General features: G+C 46.0%; 15 protein-coding genes. All 15 read right to left on the bottom strand.

Going from position 1 to position 20,374, the window contains the following annotated elements; all coding sequences use genetic code 11:
- Window positions 1–81: 81 nt before the first annotated feature.
- The 15 genes from G596_RS0106395 to G596_RS0106325 all read right to left on the bottom strand — a co-directional run bounded on the left by G596_RS0106395 (window position 82) and on the right by G596_RS0106325 (window position 20,360).
- Window positions 82–981, bottom strand: a complete 900-nt coding sequence (locus G596_RS0106395; protein ID WP_022761011.1) for a carbohydrate ABC transporter permease — start codon at window positions 979–981, stop codon at window positions 82–84.
- Window positions 978–2,159, bottom strand: coding sequence for an ABC transporter ATP-binding protein (locus G596_RS0106390; protein ID WP_022761010.1), 1,182 nt, complete (start codon window positions 2,157–2,159; stop codon window positions 978–980). Before G596_RS0106390 ends, G596_RS0106395 begins: the two co-directional genes overlap by 4 nt.
- A 106-nt stretch (window positions 2,160–2,265) precedes the next feature.
- On the bottom strand, window positions 2,266–3,081 hold the full coding sequence (locus tag G596_RS0106385) for a PHP domain-containing protein (protein WP_026671224.1): 816 nt from the start codon (window positions 3,079–3,081) through the stop codon (window positions 2,266–2,268).
- Between the two features lie 120 nt (window positions 3,082–3,201).
- The gene (locus G596_RS21235; RefSeq protein ID WP_022761008.1) at window positions 3,202–5,298 is read right to left on the bottom strand and encodes a glycoside hydrolase family 3 protein; all 2,097 of its coding nucleotides are present in this window, start codon (window positions 5,296–5,298) and stop codon (window positions 3,202–3,204) included.
- A 113-nt stretch (window positions 5,299–5,411) separates the two neighbouring features.
- Entirely contained in the window at window positions 5,412–6,578 is a 1,167-nt protein-coding gene (locus G596_RS0106375; protein ID WP_022761007.1) for a serine hydrolase domain-containing protein, read from the bottom strand.
- Window positions 6,579–6,589: 11 nt separating this feature from the next.
- Window positions 6,590–8,617, bottom strand: coding sequence for a glycoside hydrolase family 31 protein (locus G596_RS0106370; RefSeq protein ID WP_022761006.1), 2,028 nt, complete (start codon window positions 8,615–8,617; stop codon window positions 6,590–6,592).
- Between the two features lie 63 nt (window positions 8,618–8,680).
- Window positions 8,681–9,304 carry a thiamine diphosphokinase gene (locus G596_RS0106365; protein ID WP_022761005.1) on the bottom strand — a complete coding sequence of 208 codons (624 nt, stop codon included), beginning with the start codon at window positions 9,302–9,304 and terminating at the stop codon, window positions 8,681–8,683.
- 17 nt (window positions 9,305–9,321) lie between these two features.
- Window positions 9,322–10,236, bottom strand: a complete 915-nt coding sequence (locus tag G596_RS0106360; RefSeq protein WP_049944850.1) for an endo alpha-1,4 polygalactosaminidase — start codon at window positions 10,234–10,236, stop codon at window positions 9,322–9,324.
- A 27-nt stretch (window positions 10,237–10,263) separates the two neighbouring features.
- On the bottom strand, window positions 10,264–11,142 hold the full coding sequence (locus G596_RS0106355; protein WP_022761003.1) for a DNA glycosylase: 879 nt from the start codon (window positions 11,140–11,142) through the stop codon (window positions 10,264–10,266).
- 1,068 nt (window positions 11,143–12,210) lie between these two features.
- Window positions 12,211–13,305 carry a substrate-binding domain-containing protein gene (locus G596_RS0106350; protein WP_022761002.1) on the bottom strand — a complete coding sequence of 365 codons (1,095 nt, stop codon included), beginning with the start codon at window positions 13,303–13,305 and terminating at the stop codon, window positions 12,211–12,213.
- A gap of 130 nt (window positions 13,306–13,435) precedes the next feature.
- Entirely contained in the window at window positions 13,436–14,830 is a 1,395-nt protein-coding gene (locus tag G596_RS0106345; protein ID WP_022761001.1) for a GGDEF domain-containing protein, read from the bottom strand.
- A 156-nt stretch (window positions 14,831–14,986) separates the two neighbouring features.
- Entirely contained in the window at window positions 14,987–16,180 is a 1,194-nt protein-coding gene (gene mmsB / locus G596_RS0106340; RefSeq protein WP_044928065.1) for a multiple monosaccharide ABC transporter permease, read from the bottom strand.
- Entirely contained in the window at window positions 16,177–17,727 is a 1,551-nt protein-coding gene (mmsA, locus tag G596_RS0106335; protein WP_022760999.1) for a multiple monosaccharide ABC transporter ATP-binding protein, read from the bottom strand. The genes mmsB and mmsA overlap by 4 nt, the downstream gene beginning before the upstream one ends.
- Window positions 17,728–17,910: 183 nt before the next feature.
- Window positions 17,911–19,095, bottom strand: a complete 1,185-nt coding sequence (gene chvE, locus G596_RS0106330; RefSeq protein ID WP_022760998.1) for a multiple monosaccharide ABC transporter substrate-binding protein — start codon at window positions 19,093–19,095, stop codon at window positions 17,911–17,913.
- Between the two features lie 188 nt (window positions 19,096–19,283).
- On the bottom strand, window positions 19,284–20,360 hold the full coding sequence (locus tag G596_RS0106325) for a sugar ABC transporter substrate-binding protein (RefSeq protein ID WP_022760997.1): 1,077 nt from the start codon (window positions 20,358–20,360) through the stop codon (window positions 19,284–19,286).
- Window positions 20,361–20,374: the final 14 nt, after the last annotated feature.

Raw genomic sequence — 20,374 nt, 5'->3', positions numbered from 1 at the left:
TTGTCTTCGCTCCGCTTCGGTCGGCGCTAAGCCAACGTCCCCCGGACGTTGAGCGCCCCCAAGGGGAAGGCTTTTTCTAATTTACTGGTAATATACCGTCTTCTCGCTGACGAGCAGGTTGATGACGGTGATGGTGAATACTATGGCGAACAGGATGATCGCTGCAGCCGAGGCATAGGACGGGTAGCCGCCGCTGTTGCCGTAGAGCATGTCGTAGATGTAGCCTACGATTGTGTTCATGCCTGCCGCGTTGAGGTCGGTTCCAAAAAGCGCAACCTCGTCGCTGTATGCTTTGAAAGCCCCGATAAATCCGGTGATGACCAGGTAAAAGATCATGGGCGAGATCATCGGGAGCGTGATTTTCGTGAAAATTCTCCACTTGGGAGTTGCATCTATCTTAGCCGCTTTGTAGTAGATGGGATCGACGGAAGCGAGATTGCTCGTCAGAATCAGGATCTTAAAGGGCAGCACGCACCAGATGGTGTAGAAGCACATGACAAACATTTTTGCCCAGTAGGGGCCGTCAATGAAATCGATGCTTTCGCCGCCGAACGCGTTTATAAGTACGTTAACCATGCCATCGGTGTACGCGGTTTTCTGGAAGAGGATCATGAAAACAAGTCCCACCGCCAGAGTGTTGGTGACGTAGGGAAGAAAATAGATCGTCTGGAAAAGCTCCCTCAGTTTGTCAATTGAGCTTAAGGCTATCGAAATAATCAGCGCAATACCTGTGGAAAGCGGCACTGTTATAAGCACGATTATGAAGGTGTTTTTCAGAGCCTGTATGAAATACGGGTCGTGCAGCACGTAGGAATAGTTGTAGGTTCCGAGTCCGAAATAGCTCTGCGACGCAAAGTTGTAGCCCTCCTCAAAGGAGTACACAAATACGTCTATCATCGGATAGACGAGGAATGCTCCCAGGAATATGATCGCCGGTAGAAGGCACAGCCAGGCGGTTAGGGTCTGTTTCTTATTGCTCACCGGATTACATCCTCCGTTTCAGCGTCAAAAATGTGGACCTTCGAGGGTTTAAGTCTGAAGCAGACTTCGCCTCCGATGAACTGGGGACGTGTCTCCGAAGGGATTATCGCTCTTATCACGGTTCCTTCAAAAGCCTCGTGTGTACAGATAATGCTGGTGTCACGCCCCATTACTTCCATTTTTCTGAATTCGCAGCGAAGGGTTCCAAAAGAATTATCTGTATCATTCTCGGACAGGGCTTCAAAGCCCTCAGGTCTTATAGCGACGTAGCACGGTCTGATTTCCGAGCTTCCGGCACCATTGGCATTTTGGGATATTTCTCCCTTCTCACAATTTCTTCCGGCATGCCCGCAGAGGTCCTTCACATCCATCACATAGTCTTTTCCTATGAAAAGTGAACTGCCTCTGATCTCGCCCTTGAAGACGTTGATCTGGGGAGACCCCAGGAATTTCGCAACAAAGAGGTTGTCCGGATAGTCGTAGACATCCTGAGGCGCGCCGTACTGCATGATGCAGCCGTCCTTCATAACTACGATGGAGTCACAGATGCTCATCGCCTCTTCCTGATCATGGGTTACGAAAATTGTGGTAATTCCGGTCTCTATCTGAATTCTCTTGAGCTCCTCTCTTGTCTGAAGGCGGAGTCTTGCGTCAAGATTTGACAAGGGCTCATCCAGAAGGAGGACTCTTGGCTGCTTAACAAGTGCTCTCGCAATCGCAACTCTCTGCTGCTGTCCGCCCGACATCTCGGAGGGTTTGCGGTCAAGAAGGCTCTCAATCTGCACAAGCTTTGCGGTCTTAAGAACTTTGCTGTTCATCTCGTCCTTTGTAAGCTTATCCTTTCCACGCAGGTTCTCAAGCGGGAACCTTATGTTTTCACGCACGTTAAGATGTGGGTACAGCGCATAATTCTGGAAAACAAGCCCCACTCCGCGATTTTCAGCCGGAAGCTCTGTCACGTCATCATCTCCGAAGAAAATCTTGCCGGAAGTCGGTTTTTCAAGGCCACTTATAAGGTTAAGGACCGTACTTTTTCCGCAGCCCGAAGGACCGAGGAGCCCAATGAGCTTCCCGTCCGGGATTTCGTGGTCGAAGTTATTTACGGCGATGACATCGCCCTTAATTTTTTTGTTTCTGTTTGGGAATTTTTTTGTTAGATTTTCTAAAACTATTTTCATACTTGCCCTCATCCGTCTGCTTCGCAGACACCTAATGTTCCCCTCATCCGGCACTTTGTGCCACCTTCCCCCCAAGGGGAAGGCTTGTATAATTCTTTTCTGCAATTTACTGCTCGTCGAATTTGATTTCCGGGAACCCGGCCGCGTAGTACTGCGAAAGGAAGCTTTCGCTGTCGCGGTTCATGATGAGTTCCTGCGGGAAATGGATTTCCTCAAGCATTGATATCGCTGTGGGAAATCTTCCAACATCTGTCGCGATATGAGCGTCGGTGTTGACGCAGATGCTTACCCCAAGCTCTGCGCATCTTATGGCGATTTCCTTGCATCTGTCCATAACGTCGCCGCTCCAGATAACACTGTGCTCATTTATCTCGATCGGTTTGTGTAGTTCTTTTGCCCGGTTTAGGACTTCGTCGGTTTCAAAAGGTATTCCGGCGCGGCCTATGTGTCCGAGCATCAGTATTTGCGGATCTTCCAGAACGGTGATGTACATCTGAGTCGCCTGGTTTTTAGTGATGCCCTGAAGTCCCCATTTTCCGTGCACACTTGCTATGATAAAGTCCAGGTTCTCTGTCGCTCTGTGAAAGAGGTCTTTGTCTTCCTTGTAGGGATCGCCTGCGATTGATCTTTTTATAGGAAGTCCCATTCCGAAGAGGTAGCCCTCGGGATTGACTATGTCCACCTCGCATCCGCGAAGGAGTTTAACGCCATGCCAAAAGCGTTTCCAGCACCCCTGATTGGTGAAAAACTGGTAGGAGCGCAGATCCTCGTCCTCTGCAACGACCATGGAACTGAAATGGTCGGTGCTGGCAAGAAGCTCCAGTCCTATGGACTCGGCCTCCCGCACGTTCTCCTCGATGGTTGAGTAGGCGTGCGCCGAGTATAATGTGTGGGTGTGCAGGTCACATTTTATGGTTAGCATTTTCTCCTCATCCGGCACTTCGTGCCACCTGTCTTCGCTCCGCTTCGGTCCGCGCTGAACCGACGTCCCCCGGACGTCGAGCGCCCCCCAAGGGGAAGGCATAGAAGGCATATTATTGTTTTATTCTATCGTCGTTAGTTCTCCGCTGTTGAAGCCGACGGCATATTTGCCGATTCCGACTCTGTCGCGGACAGCTATTTCAAATTCTATTTCTCCGTTTGCCCTGGTGTATACTTTTTCGAAGCCGACAAGTTCAAGGTAGTCGTGCGCTTCGTCGGGCAGTCTGTAGACCTGGATTATCTCTGCGCCGTCCTCATCGGATTTGTTGGTAAGCTTGCCGCAGACCATGCGCCGTCCGGTGTTGAAGGACAGCTTCGATATCTCAAAATCGGAGTAGGTCAGTCCGTATCCGAAAGGAAACTGCACGGGAATATTTTCCTTGTAAATGTGGCGATATCCGATGTGGAAACGCTCTTTGTAATGAACCATCTCAGTGTCCCCAAAGTCACCTATACTGTGGGCTGAGCAGTCTTTTTCCGATTTATAAAAAGTCTCCGGCAGGTGTCCGCAGGGATTGATGTCCCCAAGGATAACCTCTGCGAGCGCGTTTCCGCCCTCCATGCCATTATAATACATCCACACAATTGCTTTACACTTATCAAGCCATCTTGTCATATCAACGGCGCCGCCGCCTATCATACAAACTATGGTATCCGGACGTTTTTCCAAAAGTTCTTCAAGAAGTTCATCCTGCTCGTAAGGGAGCTTTATATTCTCTTTGTCCTTACCCTCGAGGTCGATATCGTGATTTAATCCGCCTACGAAAATTACATAATCATAGTCATCGCAGGCAGCAAGAGCTTCGTCTCTTAGGTTTTTACGAAGCTTTGAAAGCTCTTCTTTTTCTTTTGCATCTTCCGCAGAGTCCTTGGTTTCCTCAATGTCATCAAGGCTTGTAGCCTGCCAGTTTGTGCCCTCATAGCTGAAAATCGCTTCCTGAGAGCTGGCGTAACCCCGCAGGTAGTCGACCTTTGCCGCTCCGCCGATTCTTCCCTTAATTCCAAGAAGCGGAGTGATTTCGTAAAGGGCCTTGATTTCTGCGCTTCCGCCGCCGTTTGAATGGGTGCGGTTTGCATTTTCGCCAATTATAAGAATTCTCTTATTCTTTATTTCGTATCGTGAGAGAGGAAGGTGCTTGTCTTCATTTTTCAAAAGTACGATGCTTCCCCTTGCGATGTCAAGGCAATCCTGTCTTGCTGCAAATGAGTTGTAGGGCGCATCTTTCCTGATCATCACGTCCTCATCAAGCATGTTGAGGCGAAGCATCAGGATCAGAATGCGGATTACCTTGCGATCGATTATTTCCTCGTCGATTTCGCCGCTTAAAACCATGTCCTTTAGCGGCTTCGCAAATTTGTAATTATCAAAATCGCTTGTAACAGACATATCCAGGTCAATTTCCGCTTCGGCAGCTTCTTTGGTATTGTGGATGCCGCCCCAATCGGAGATCACAAGTCCCTGGAATCCCCATTTTTCCCTGAGAATCTTGTTCAAAAGGAGCTTGCTCTCGCAGCAGTACTCGCCGCGAAGCTTGTTGTAGGCAGCCATGATGCAGTAAGGATTTGCAGCGTCTATGACGTCCTTGAACACCTGGAGGTATAGTTCATCAAGAACATCGTCGTCGATTTCTTCATCGACTTCAAGCCTTGCAGTTTCCTGGTGATTCAGGGCGAAGTGCTTCGGGCATGCGGAAACATCCCAGCTCTGGACGCCTTTTACGTATTCCGATGCCATCTCGGAGGTCAGGAAAGGATCCTCGCTGAAATATTCAAAGTTTCTTCCGCAAAGTGGCGACCTTTTGAGGTTCATTCCGGGCGCAAGGATTATATCTTTGCCGCGGCCTCTGGTCTCCTCGCCGAGAACGCTTCCGGTTCTGCTCGCAAGGTTTCTGTTCCAGGTCGCTGCAACCGCGCTGTTGCAGGGAAGATAGGTAACATAATCGTCGGTGTTTCCTATCGGAATCCAGTCGTCTTTTTCAAACTCCGCGCGAACTCCCATGGGGCCGTCGGACATTACAAGCGGCGGTATCCCAAGTCTCGGTATTCCCTTCGTTTTGAAGAGTTCATTTCCGTGGATCATCCCGATTTTTTCATCAAGGGTCATCGCCTCTAAAATTTCTTCCGCGCGGTATTTTAAAGTTTGAATGCTTCCTTCCATAATATGCCCTTCCGATTATAATAATCACAAATTACGGTTTTATCCATAATAATCTTAGCACACCGGCGCTGAAGTATTCGTTAAATAACTATAAAAAAGTAGCGTTTTTCCGTTTATGAAAAGATTATATTCCTCAGTTTTCTTGTGGCAACTCCGGTGCCGTAATCAACTCTCTGCGTCAGCATAAGGAAGGTTGTTCCGCTCTCGGGATCATTGCAGAAATAGGGGCCAAGCCAGCCATCCCAGCCGTACTCGCCTTCGCCTGCGATTATTCCGGCTCTTCCGGGATTCTTCATTATGCGCATAAGATTGCCGTAAGAAAATCCGCCGAGGGCGCTCCAGGTTTTCATGTCGTTTTGCTGCTCATCTGTGAGCTGAGCTCCTGTCATAAAGCGCACGGTATTCTTTGTGAGGATTTCTTTTCCTTCAAAAACTCCGCCGTTCATGAGCATTCTTGCAAAATTCGCGTAGTCGTCAATTGTTGAGAAGATGCCCGCGCCGCCTGATTCGAAGGCATTCTTTTTTCCATCATCGCGGATACCCAGGTTGTTGCCGCTGTATCTTACAGGAGCTTCTCCATAGCAATCATAGGCAGTTGCGAACCGGTCCATTTTTTCTTCAGGCACATAGAATCCTGTGTCCTTCATGTTAAGCGGCTCAAAGATGCGCTCCTTCAGGAAGTCTCCGAACTTCATTCCGGAAGCCTTCTCTATTACAGCGCCAAGTACGTCGGCGCTTGTGCCGTAGCGGAAGTGGTCACCGGGCTGGAATTCAAGCGGGAGCCTGCCCAGGCGCTCAGCGAACTCCATGGTGCTCATCATGTTATCGGTGGGAAGTCTGTCGATCAGCTCGTTATAAAGCTGCCCTGTTGTGATCTCCGCCGCCGTGTTGTCGAAGGGATAAACAAGCCCTGAGGTCATGTCGAGAAGGTCCTTTATGAACATCGGGCGATCCCATCTCACGGGCCTTCTTACTCCGCCTTCAACTATTTCCTGATTTTTGAAACTCTCGATGTAGTTTCCGACAGGCTCGTATGGCTCAATTATTCCGTCCTGAATGAGGAGCATCGCTGCAGCCGCAGTTATTGGCTTACTCTGGGAGTAGAGCCTTACGATGGTATCACGCTTAAACGGCTTTTTTGCTTCAAGATCCGCAAAGCCCGCCTCTGCGTACATTTTTTCCTCACCATCCTTCAGGACAAGAGCATTTAAACCCACCAGCTCTCCTGAGTCTATGATTCTGTCAATACATTCTGTGAATAGTTTTTTCTTGTCTCGCATTGTGTCTCTCCTTACTTTTTTCTAAATACAGGAATTGATTCAATCGGAGCTTTTACAGTAATTGTCTGCGCGCCGTCGTAAATCTTGCCGTCTCTTATGTCTTCCCACTTTCCTTGAGGAAGGTATACCTGCCTCTCAAACTGATTCAGTTCAAGGATCGGAGCAACCAGGTAGTCACTTCCGAACATGTACTCATCGTAGGTTTCCCAGCACTTTTCATCATTCGGGAACTCGTAGAAAAGTGTCCTGATTATAGGTGAGCCGTTTTTGCTTGTTTCTTCAAAAAGTGATTTTATATAGGGCTTCAGCTCATGTCTTAAATTCAGCTGATCCTTCATTATCTTGAAATTGTCTTCGCCGTAACTCCAGAGTTCATTGTCCTGGCCGGTGTGAAGATATCCGCCGCCGAAATCTCTGTTATCAAGCGGAGGAATGTCATAGGGACCTCTGTCTCCGTGGATTCGGAGGATTGGTGAAAATACCGCAAATTCAAACCATCTGATAAGGAGCTGTCTGAAATCGGGATCATTCACATCGTCGGTCATGAAGCCGCCGATATCGGTTGTCCACCATGAAATTCCGGCAAGTCCCATATTGAGGCCTGCAGCGATCTGGTCCCTTAATGCTTCAAAAGTACTCGGTACATCTCCGGACCAGACAACATTTCCGTACTTCTGGCTTCCGGCCCAGGCTGAGCGGAGAAGGTTGACTACCGGTAATTTCTGCTCCTTTTTCATATTGTCATAAAAAGTGCGGCTATAGCACTGCGGATAAATATTGCTGACTTCCAGCGCGGGGCCCATGTAGTATCTCAGGGCGTCGAAGTCATACTTGATAAGGTCAGGCTCAGAGTTATCGAGCCAGAACATGTCGATTCCGAGATCATAGTAGTTCTTCTTGCAGACCTGCCATACATAGTCTCTGGCCTCGGGATTGGTCGCATCGAAAACTGTGCAATCACCCTGATAATCATAGTTTTGAAGTCCGCCTCTTTCGTTTTTCACAAGGAGTCCTTTTTCCAACATGTCGTAAAAGTGCTCGCTGCGCTTGTCGACTGAAGGCCATACGGAAACCATGACCTTGATGCCCATGCTGTGGAGCTCGTCCACCATCGCCTTGGGATCGGGCCAATAGGTCTCGTCGAATTTCCAGTCGCCCTGAACGGTCCAGTGGAAGAAGTCGATGACGATGCAGTCGATCGGAACGCCCTTTTCCTTGCAGGTGCGGGCTACAGTTAGGACTTCCTCCTGTGTGCGGTATCTGAGTTTGCACTGCCAGAGTCCTAAAAGATCGTCAGGCATTTCAGGCGCGCGGCCGGTCACTTCGGTGTAATTTTCAATAATCTGTTTGGGTGTATCCTCGGCTGTGATCCAGTAATCAAGCTCCTTTGAGGCCTCGGTCACCCACTCGGTGTAGTTATTTCCGAAGGTTACACGGCCTACGGCCGGATTGTTCCATAAAAATCCGTAGCCGAGACTTGAAAGCGCAAAGGGCACGGACACCTGGGAATTTCTCTGCTCGAGGTCGAGGATGCATCCCTTTAAATCCGTGTAGGGCTGCTGGTACTGGCCCATTCCGAAGATTTTCTCGCCGTCGTTACTCTCGAATTTTAGTGTGATGCGGTAGTCGCCGCCCACATGCGGCTTGTAATCGCGGTTAATGTATTTAAGGCATCTTGATTCCTTTGACTCGGTTCCACCGTAGCAGCGGAAGTACTCGCGAAGGATCTTCTTTTCATCTTTATAAAAAGTGATTACCCCCGCAAAGTTCACGGTTGCCTTGATCTTGCCGTTTTCAATGCTCGCAAATGGGCCGTCCTCGCGCTCTGTGATAGAAATTTCGCCTTTGGCCGCGCTGCCACCGGTAGATGCACCTTTTCCCATGCACCCGTCTTCATCTGTCAGCGCCCAGTTTCTTCCGGTGAACTCCGGATACATCGTGCTTCGAACTCTCAGTGAATTCTTGCCCCAGGGCTCTATTCTCAGTGTTTCCCCCTGTCTTTTTGCTATAAGTGCTCCTTCTTTTTCAAGAAATATCATGTCTTTCCTCCCTCGTGAAAACTCTTTCTATTTTTTGCCATTCAATTTTTATCGAACAGTTCTTTATTCATTAAATATTTTAATAACAAACAGCCTGCCTTCTCGTACGCTGATTTCGGCGATATTGCCATCAGGAATTTCATTGGAAACTCCCAGCGGAAAATCCGAGATAATGTCCGCATCTTCAATGTTATATTTTGCATTTTTTATTGTTACGCCGTGGGCGTCACCGCCTGCCGCCAGCACTGAGAAATACTTGCACTTTTCGGATATTGTGAATTTTCCCGATACGACTCTGATCTCAGAGTAATCATCTAAAATGATTCCCGATAGCCCCTTAGAATCCAGCATTAGCAAAATTGCGAGGTTTCCAAGTGTATGGTCAAATCTTTTTCCAAGCGCGCCAACTAGCACAAACTCAGTAAAGCCGCGGCTTATTGCTTCCTTTACGGCGTAAACGGTGTCTGTGTCATCCTTTTCTGTGGGCAGCACTATGGTTTCTACATCTAATTCGGGATTTTCATGGGAATCGAAGTCCCCCACAATTAAAGAAGGCTTGAAACCAAGCCTTTCCATGTGAGAAAGCCCGCAGTCGCAGTATATGAAAAATTCATCATCACTGAGGCGCCCGCGGACAAACTCATAGTTTTCAATTGGTGATCCCCCAACTACAACACATCTTTTCATAAATCCCCCACAACTTTTCACTCCACGTTTCCATCGAGTTTCAGCGAATCCGTGACATAGCATTTGTAACCATTCTGCGTGCAGAATTCACTGATTTTATCCACAAGCCTCATGTCGTTGGTGTACTCGATCATGAATACCACGAGGCCTTCTTTTTTCGCACGGGCCAGATACTCCGTGTAATATTTTCTGTCAAATGCGGTCTGCTCGCCAAACTCGCCCTTTTCATAATCCAGGATCGTACTGAAAACCGACTCCTGGTTGATTCCGGCGATAATGTCCTGTTTGTTCTCATCCATGAGCTGCGACACAAACGTATCTCCGCCGTTCACAATGATCGGAAGATGGTACTTGTCGTCAAGCCTCTGAAGTATTTTCACAATTCCTTTGTAGATCCAGGAATGCGGATACATATAATATACGTCCAGATTATCTATGAAAAATCCATCAACTCCCTTTGCCACATACTGTGCAGCAAGAGTCTCACAAATAAAATCCTGCCAGGACTCTTCTGATACATCAACCCAGTATTCTCCGGGCCAATTTTCATACTCAGCAAGTGTTATATCTGAAAAAGTCTTGTAGTAATCCCTGAAATCCTCGAGTGAGCCTACATTCAGGTAGGTGTATATCCGCCTGCCGGCTTTTTTCAAAGAGCCTATATCCTCTGCCGAAAGGTACTGCGCATCGACCACCGCAAGGCCAATGTTGGTGTCGCCGTCGAGCTTCTTGTGGAGCTGCTCCGCGCTCGCGCCAATGTACACCCCGTAGCCCCTTGGCCCATCGGGAGAATCAATGTCCACCACGTAGCCGGCATGGGCAATCTGCGGGATTGCGATGAAAATGGCTATGAATGCACCTGCTGCCATACGTACCGGCCTGCTTACCGAGGCACTTTTTATATGTTTAATTAAACTTATCAAATCTTTCATAAAAACTCTTCTCAATTATTGCCTCTCTCATGCATTTTTCTGATAGTAAAATATGTACTGCTGTATGATGCCCGCGTTTTCACCATATTCCGGAAACGGATTGACTCCGCCAAACTCTTCATTAATTGCTCGCTCTATCCACACATCCACCGGAGCTCTGCCCATTCTTGCATAGGCGAAAAGGCAGATGCAATTGGACACCTTTTTTCCTACTCCGTGAACTTCCATGAGTTTCTCAAAAAGAGTTTCATCATCGAGGGAATCTATTGCTTCTAGGTCGATATCACCATTGCAGACTTTTCTGATTGCATCGAGCACGTAGGGAGCCCTGTAACCAAGCCCGCACTCCTTCAGATCTTCAAGGGTCGCCGTTGCCATCTGATAAGCGGTCGGAAAAGCGTAGATTTCAGTATCGTCTTGCTGGATCTGACCTGCTGTAGTTATTCTTGTTCCAAATTTTCTGGAAACGGCCTCTACCGCGCTAGATATTGCCGGGATACTCTTTCTCTGCGAAATTATGAAGGATATCAGCATCTCCCACTTATCTTGTTTTAGGATTCTGAGGCCTCTGCCAAAATCTATGGCCTTATCCGAGAATGCATATTTTCCGCGCTCTTTATTGCATATGTCCGCGTAGTTTCTTTCGAAATCGAAGTAGGGTTCCCAGATGGATTTCCACTCTTCTTCAGAGCAGGAAACTTCGTAGGTGTTTGCGCTATTCTTTTTTCTATCGTTATCCTTAGGGTTTTTCTCTGTAGTATGTGCTTCTTCAAATTTCTTTATGTAAACTACATTCTCCCCGGTAATAAATCTAAATATTCCCGGAGCCACTTCTTTTACGCGGAAACACTGCCCGCTCAGCTGTATTTTCTTAAGGTCGAAATCATCTGTAATTGTTATGTTCATATTGTGCCTATATTACTCCATCTATGTTTTGCTTCTTCTGTCAAATTTTGCTTGATATTGCTCTTACATCTATTGATTTTACTCTACTTGTTTAAGTACATAAATCCATTTAGGAATTTCGCTCTGTTGGATTTATCTTTTTCTTTCTCCTTGTTTAAACAAATAAATCCTTCTGGGAATTTTCTGATATTGGATTTATCTTTTTTCTTTTACTTGCTTCCTTCCGTAAATCCAATTAACAGTTCTTCGCGATTGGATTTATCTATTGCCTATACTAAACTCCCGCGGATAAAACTTTTTAGGTATTTTCCCCGGTTGGATTTATCTTTATCTTTTTACCTGCTTCCTTCCGTAAATCCAATCAATAATTCTTCGCGATTGGATTTATCTCAGGCCCAACATTTATTCCGCGAGATAAAACCTTTTGTGGCTTTTCCTCTATTGGATTTATCTTTTTTCTTTAACTTGCTTGCTTTTTCATTTTCGTAAGTCTATTTCGAGTTTTCTCACTTATAGACTTTTGTCTTTCTCTTACATTTTCTATTTCTGCACGTCTATTTTAGGATTTTCTCTCTATTTGACTTATGTCATTTACTTACCTTTTCAATTTCTACAAGTCTACTTCAAAATTTCCTTATCTTTGACTTACGTCATTTACTTACCTTTTCAATTTCTGCAAGTCTATTATCATATTTTCCTCTGATTGACTTATGGCTTTCTCCTGCTTTCTCAATTTCTACAAGTCTATTTTCATCATTTCCCTCTGTTTGACTTGCAAGTTTCCCCTACCTTTTCAATTTCCCCAAGTCTATTTCATCAGTTCTCTCTGTTTGACTTGTATGTTCCTACTACCGTCTCTTTTTCTGCAAGTCTACTTCAAGATTTCCCTGTTTTTGACTTATGACTTGCCTGATCAAGCACATCCGTAGCTCAAATGTAAGTCTCATGCAGAAATAATACCTATACTTTCCGAAAATAAAAGTCTTAAAGGGCTGGAGTCTCCAGCCCTTTCAATATATTGAGTCTTATTCTAGCCTTTTTATCACCAAGTATTTTCTGCAGCCCCAATTACTTCACTGCATCCAAAATCTTCTGTGCGTTGTCGCTTGTGATCTTTACGTAGTCGCAGCCGATATAGTTCTCGTTGCTCTGGCCTTTGATGTAGTTGATAGCTGCGTCGGCGGCACTGTGAGCCTGTGAGAAATGATCGTTAAAGACTGTTCCTGTCATCTTGCCGTCGATAACATCTTCAAGGGCTTCCACAAGGGCATCCACACCTACAAGATAGATGTCGGTTCCGACTGTTCTGCCGGCATCTTCGATGGATTCAAGGGCCCCGAGGGCCATTGCATCGTTGTTGCAGAATACAACTTCGGTCTCGGGATGAGCCTCGAGTGCATCCGCAACAAGCTTTTTCGCCTGCTGCTTATCCCAGTTGCCGACTCCGCTTGTGAGGCAGTTAACATCCATTCCTGCGTCCTGAAGTGCCTTTATTGAAAAGTCTGTGCGATACTGTGCGTCGATATTCTCGGGATCGCCCTGTATCATGATATAGTCAACTTTACCATTCTTGTTCATGTCAATGGTATCCATACCAAGATCTGAGATGATCTCGCCTTGATATGTTCCGGACTGGCGGGCATCGCAGCCAACATAGCATACCTTCCAGTTGTTATCTCTCCATCTCTGTTCTTCTTTGTTATCGGGCTCACGGTTGATGTACACAAGCGGGATATTGGCACCGACTACAAGATCAGTTATATCGGAAGCTGATGAAGTATTTACCGGATTCACGATGAGTACATCCACTCCATCCTTTATGAAATCCTGAATCTGTGCTGTCTGCACTGCCTGATTACCCTCGCTATCAACTATGCTTACGTTGTCAGCGGAAAATCCCTGTGCAACCATGTAGCTTTTGAGCTCATTTCTGAAAAGAGCCATAAAATCGTCATCGAACTGATAGATGCAAATTCCGACCTTCTTATCAAGAAGGCTGGCTGCTTTGGCGTCGTTACCGCCTGTAGATGTTGTAGTGGTGTTCTCAGTAGAAGTCTGCTCTGTTCCTGCTGTCTCATTGTTTGTATTACCTGAAGAACAGCCTGATATCATCGATACCATAAGTGCTGCCACCATCATAATACTTACCAGTTTATTTTTCATAATATTGTTGTCCTCCTGTTTTACCCCTCATCCGGCACTTCGTGCCACCTGTCTTCGCTCCGCTTCGGTCCGCGCTGAACCGACGTCCCCCGGACGTCGAGCGCCCCCCAAGGGGAAGGCTTCATATTGTTCAATACTTCTTCTCCGGATATTTCTCGTAAAATGCTTCCTTCTCGCGAAGCATCTGTTTATTCGCATGGCGGAGAGAGCGTCTGATATCTCCCTCGGTGTCGTCATACTCATAGCCAATGGCAAAATAGACGCCATCCGGATCGCTGCATCTCTCACGCAGCTTCTCAATTTTTTCTGTAAATTCAGTCTTATCTATGTTCTCGCAGACAATGGAAAATTCCTCGCCGCTTGATCTGAAGACCTCTGTTTCATCGAAGGTCTCTCTGAGTATCTGGCCAGCTTTTTCAAGAGCCTGATTTCCGGCGTCATGTCCGTTTTTCTCATTCAGATACTGAAGGCCGTTCATCATGCAAAATGCAACGCCAAAGGGCTCTTTTTTCCACTTAAGGAGCTCGGCAAATTCGTCCACTGTGCGATTCATAGCCGCTCTGTTTCGTACGCCCGTGAGCATATCAACGCTTGTCAGCCACTCAAGGCGCTTTAAGAACTGGCTGTTAGCCATCTCCGATGACAGGAAAACCGAGAGAATCTCCAGCGTATCCTTTATCATGTTTGCATTATCAACGTTAAAGTTTGTAAGAAGAATATATCCCACGGTCTCAAGCCTTTGCTTTAAAGGCACAAGGCAGAGACTTTCAGCGTTTTCGCTCTTTAAAGCCTTCGCCCACCCGGGAGCAATCTCTTCGATTCTTTCTATCTCCGCTTTATTTCTCATGATAAAGCAGTCACTCTCACCGACGATCTCACCCCAGGATTCCGCTATGTCATAAGGAACCTTCATGTAAATCTGCGCAGCCCAAAGAATTCCTTCCTTATGGTCCTGACTGATTATCTCAGCCTTTTTCTTTTCTTTATTCAGGGAAATTACGCATGCGGAAGAAGCATCCGTAAACTCGCGAATATCCTTAATTACCTGTCCCAGATTGGTCTTAAAATCGTGATCCGTACGAAGCTCAAGGCAGCTCTTTATCACAAATCCCGCAATTATCGGCGACAGAGATGAAAACTTGCCGGCATCCATTTCCTTTGTAAGCTCATAGATATACTGGCAATATCCAACGCTTCCGTCCTCCTCCTGCTTTAGCGGTAGAATTATATTGTCTGTCCAGACTCCCAGGGACTTTGTGGTATCTACATAATTATGGAATTTTTCTCCCTCAAAAGCAGCCTTGATGCACATATTTTCAAATTCAGGCTCCTTGGGAAGATATTTGGTATAGGAATCTCCCTCCACGTTTTCTCCGGTCATGCTGAACTTATCATTAGCAGCAAAAATCTGGACATCCTTTGCAGTTCCATCCTCGTCTCTTGTAACTGCCAAAATTGCACACGGATTCTCAACAGATTCAGCTATAATCTTGTACTTATCATATGTGCTGCATGCCGGATTCATCAGGATACCTCCTATCCTCGTAGTTATGATTATTTTACCATACTTTTTAACGAGAAATAGTTAAATAATCATAAACAAGCCTCTCCCCGTTTAAAGGGAGAGGCCTTGAAATTCATTTCATTTATTTGAAAAATCGGGCATTTTCCAATATCAAAATCAGTTCTTAACGATCATCTTACCGCCACGCTTTGATACAACGTCGAAGATAACGGCTGCAAGAAGAACGACACCCTTAACCACCTTCTGCATGTTGGCATCAACACCCATAAGTGACATACCAAGGTTGATAACACCCATAAGAACCGCACCGACGATAACTCCGGGAACAGTACCAATTCCGCCGTATGCAGATGCACCACCGATGAAGCAGGATCCGATAGCGTCCATCTCGTAGTTCTGGCCGTATGTAGGCTGAGCTGATGTAAGACGAGCTATTGTGATCATTCCTGCAAGTGCTGCAAGGAATCCCATGTTTGTGTATGCAAGGAAGTAAACTCTGTTTGTATTGATACCTGAAAGCTTTGTAGCCTTCTCGTTACCACCTACTGCGTAGAAGTAACGTCCAACAGTTGTGTTGTTTGTGATGTAACCATAAACAAGTACTACGATGAGAACCCAGATGAGAACTGTAGGAATACCCTTGTGCTGTGCAAGCTTGTAAGCGAAGAGAACGATTACAGCTGAGATAACAACAAGCTTTCCAACGAATGCTCCGAAGTGCTCTACGTCATAGTTCTTCTTGGATCTCTGAATACGTGATGAAACCTGAAGAACGATGAATACTGCTGTTGCAACAAGTCCGCCAAAGAGACATGTAAGGTTAAGTGTTCCGTTTCCGAAGATGTCGTGGATATAGCAGTCAGCACCGCCACCGAAGAGGTTAACGAATGTTGTCTTATCCTTGATGGAAACTGTAAGTCCGTTAAGTACTACGTTTGAAAGTCCTCTGAAAACAAGCATTCCTGCAAGTGTTACGATGAAAGGAGGAATTCTAACAAATGCGATCCAGAATCCCTGGAAAGCACCGATTGCTGTACCAAGAGCAATCATGATAAGAATTGCAAGCGGGATCGGGATGTTCATGTTAACCATGAGAGTCGCACCAACCGCACCTACGAAGCAGACAACCGATCCAACTGAAAGATCGATGTTACCACCGGTTAAGATACACAGGAGCATACCTGTTGCAAGTACGAACACGTAAGCGTTCTGTGAAATCAAGTTACTAACGTTCATGGGAAGCAGAATTGCTCCGCCTGTTCTCCATGAGAAGAATGCAACTACTATGATGAGTACGATGATCATAGTATTTTTCTTTAAAAAGCCAAGAACCTGGTCCTTATTCATTATTTAACCTCCTTATTTCCGGATGACTGTAAAATCTTAGCCATAATCTTTTCCTGAGTAGCTTCTTTTCCATCAAGCTCTCCTACCATTCTGCCTTCGTTCATGACATAAATTCTGTCACACATACCAAGGATCTCGGGAAGCTCTGAAGAAATCATGATTACTGATTTGCCCTCAGCTACCAGCTGGTTGATGATGCAGTAGATTTCGTATTTAGCACCTACGTCGATACCTCTTGTAGGCTCATCGAGTATAAGAATATCAGGGTCTGCGAACATCCACTTTGCAAGAAGTACCTTCTGCTGGTTACCACCGGAGAGGTTTCCTACGTTCTGTTCTACTGAAGGAGCCTTAGTCTTAAGCTTCTCCTTGTAGTCTACTGCTACACTGTATTCCTTATCTTTATCAATTACTGTCTTCTTACTTACCGCATCGAGATTAGCAAGTGTTGTGTTAATCTTGATCGGGTTTGTCAGGATAAGTCCGTTACCCTTTCTGTCCTCAGTAACATATGCAAGCTTGTGCTTTATTGCATCCTGTACTGTATTGAGGTGAACTTCCTGTCCTTTTATGAAAAGCTGTCCGGAGATGTTGTCTCCATAACTCTTTCCGAATAGGCTCATTGCAAGCTCGGTACGGCCTGCACCCATGAGTCCTGATATGCCGAGTACTTCACCCTTCTTAACGTGAATGCTGACATCTTTAACAACTTTTCTATCGCTATATAAAGGATGGTAAACATTCCAGTTCTTTACTTCCATCATGACTTCGTCGCCGACATGGTGTTCTCTCTTCGGGAAACGGTCTGCTATTTCACGACCAACCATGCCCTTGATGATTCTGTCTTCTGAGAAGTCATCAACGCCCTTAGTCAGTGTCTCGATTGTAGAACCGTCACGGATAACCGTGATCTTGTCTGCAACGTAAGATACCTCGTTGAGCTTATGTGAGATGATGATTGATGTAAGTCCCTGCTCCTTCTTGAGCTTAAGCATAAGATCAAGCAGAGCCTTGGAATCTGTCTCATTAAGTGATGATGTAGGCTCGTCGAGAATAAGAAGTCTTGCATTCTTTGAAAGTGCTTTTGCAATCTCAACAAGCTGCTGTTTACCAACACCTATATCCTTAATCTGTGTCTGTGCGCTATCCGGTAATCCAACGATATCAAGATATTTGCGTGCAAGATCGCTGGTCTCATTCCAGTTGATCTTGAACTTAGTTCCTCTCTCGTTTCCGAGGAACATGTTCTCCGCAATTGTCATGTAAGGAATAAGTGCAAGCTCCTGATGGATAATAACTATTCCTTTTCCTTCACTGTCCTTAATGTCGTTAAACTGGCACACATTTCCGTCATATATAATATCGCCCTCGTAGGTTCCGTACGGATATATGCCACTAAGAACATTCATCAGTGTAGATTTTCCTGCTCCATTTTCACCTACCAGTGCGTGAATTTCGCCTTCTTCAACCTGGAGATTTACATTGTCCAGGGCTTTCACACCGGGGAAGGTTTTGGTGATATTTTTCATTTCCAGTAATATCTTCGCCAAGTTAACCCCTCCTTTTCCAAATTATATTCTTCATTGTTAAAAACACCCTAATTCCATTCTTCTATTGTTTGTTGCCTTGCTTATTACATAAGTAGTTCACCGGACTAAAACTGCTCGCCAGTGAATTTCTCAATATTTGGGCGGGTCCTGTTCGAACCCGCCCGAAAGATAATTCAGTTCAAATTACTTGAGGTCGTCCTCTGTGTAGTAACCAGAGTCGATAAGAAGCTCTTTGTAGTTGTTAACGTCTGCAAATACAGGCTCGCAAAGGTATGAAGGAATAACTCCTGTGCCGTTGTCGTATGTCTTTGTATCGTTAACAGGTGCTTCTGTGCCCTTCATGATAGCGTCAACCATCTCAACTGTCTTAGCTGCGAGGTCACGAGTATCCTTGAAGATAGACATTGACTGCTTACCAGCGATCATGTTCTTAACGTTTGCTACGTCACAGTCCTGACCAGTGATGATCGGCCAATCGCCTGTGTAGTTAGCCTCGAGTGAGTTTGTAACACCGAGTGCTGTAGAGTCGTTAGAGCAAAGAACTGCGTCAAGCTTTGTGCCATCTGCATAGTTAGCAGAGATGATAGCATCCATTCTGGACTGTGCTGTCTCTGTTGCCCAGTTAGCTGTTGCAACGTTATCGAAGTCAACCTGACCAGACTTAACAACGAGCTTACCCTCGTCGATGAAAGGCTTAAGAACGTCTATAGCACCGTTGTAGAAGAACTTAGCGTTGTTGTCACCGGGATCTCCTGTGAAGATCTCAAGGTTGAAAGGACCATCAGCGTTTTCAAGATCAAGCTGATCTCTGATGTACTCACCCTGCTTTGTACCTACCATGTAGTTATCGAATGTTGCATAGTAGCTAACAGCGTCTGAGTTCATGATAAGACGGTCATAAGCGATAACAGGAATGTTTGCTTCCTTAGCCTGTGCAAGAACTGTTCCAAGTGAATCACCATCGATAGATGCGATAACCAGAACCTGTGCGCCTGAGCTGATCATGTTCTCGATCTGAGAAACCTGAGTTGCGATGTCGTTTGAAGCATACTGAAGGTCTACTTCATAGCCAGCGTCCTTGAGCTGAGCTTCCATGTTTGCGCCGTCCTGGTTCCATCTCTGGAGATCCTTTGTAGGCATTGCAACGCCAACCTTGCCGCCGCCTGCTGCAGTTGTATCAGCAGCTGCTTCTTCAGTTGCCTCTTCTGCAGGAGCCTCAGCCTCTGTGGTCTCCTCTGCTGCAGGAGCCTCAGTCTCTGTAGCTGTGTCAGTAGTAGCAGGAGCAGATGTGTTTCCGCCGCCGCATCCAACAAGCAGTGATGCAGCCATTGCTACTGAAAGAAAAGTACTAACAAGTTTTCTCTTCATTTTTGTTTCCCTCCCTATTGAGAAATTATCTTGCGGGGATTTGTTCCCCGTCGTTTACGAGTATTACTCTAACATAAAAGGAATAGCAATGATTTACGATGTTCTTCAAATTTTTATAATTAAAAAGGCGCACAAAAAGACCCGTCTAGCATTTTTTTGCTATACGGGTCTCACATTTTTAATTTGTGCTATTCGTGAACGTTTAAGTACACGTCTTCCTTGAGGTGGAAGCCACTCTTAATTATGACTTCATCCATGTTCTCCGCCGTGACGCTCACAGGGTCTATTTTCACACACGGAATCTCATAGGTTCCGTCCGAAATTGTGCTAATCTGTCCGCTCTGGGTGGTAACTTCCTCACCCTTAGCCATCTTTACCGCTATCTCGGCTGCTGCCTGAGCGAGTTTCTCAATGGGCTTGTACACTGTCATGAGCTGGGTTCCTTCAACGATTCTCTGGCATGCTTCGAGGTCCGCATCCTGTCCTACAACCAGCTTCTTACCGGCAAGTCTCTTCTCCGAAAGTGCTGTAACCACCCTGCTTGCAAGGTCGTCGTTGCCGCACATTATCGCATCGCACTCTATGACACTCGACATGTTTTTCTCCATGTAATCGGTTGCAAGCTCTGCTTTCCAGCCGTCTGCATAGAAGGTGTCGATGATTTCGTTTCCGTTCTCCTGCATGATTTCCTTGAAGCCCTTGCCAACCATCGGAACGTTGTTGTCGCTGTGAGGGCCGCATACCATGAGGACCTTTCCATCGGTAAGGCCTTGGTCAACAAGCGCTTGTCCCATCATCTGCCCGACCTTTTCATTATCGAAGGATATATAAAAATCGACATTGGAATCACTGATCAGTCTGTCGTAGGCAATTACCTTGATTCCGGACTCTTTGGCCTTCTGGATGTTAGCCTTTACAGCCATGGAATCTATGCATACGATAACGATTACGTCCATTCCCTTCTTTATAAAATATTCAATCTGTTTTTTCTGCTCCGAGATGTCGCCGTTGGCATTCTGGATGTTAACCTCGGCGCCAAGTTCCTTCGCCATCGAAACGAATACATCACGGTCTCTCTGCCACCTCTCGATTACGAAGGAATCGAAGGTCATTCCGATCTGTATTTTATTGTTGTCCTTTTTCTTGGTAACGTTTCCGCCGGACTCTTCTCCGGTACACCCACAGAGTGTGCAGGCAAGAAGGCACATCGTAAGCAGCACCGCACAGCTTCTTCTTAATATAGTAGATAATCTTGTAGTCTTCATAATCAGTCTTCCCG

Origin of the sequence: Butyrivibrio sp. AD3002 (assembly GCF_000420905.1) — a bacterium.
Lineage (GTDB): Bacteria > Bacillota > Clostridia > Lachnospirales > Lachnospiraceae > Butyrivibrio.
This window is presented reverse-complemented; position numbering and strand designations above follow the sequence as displayed.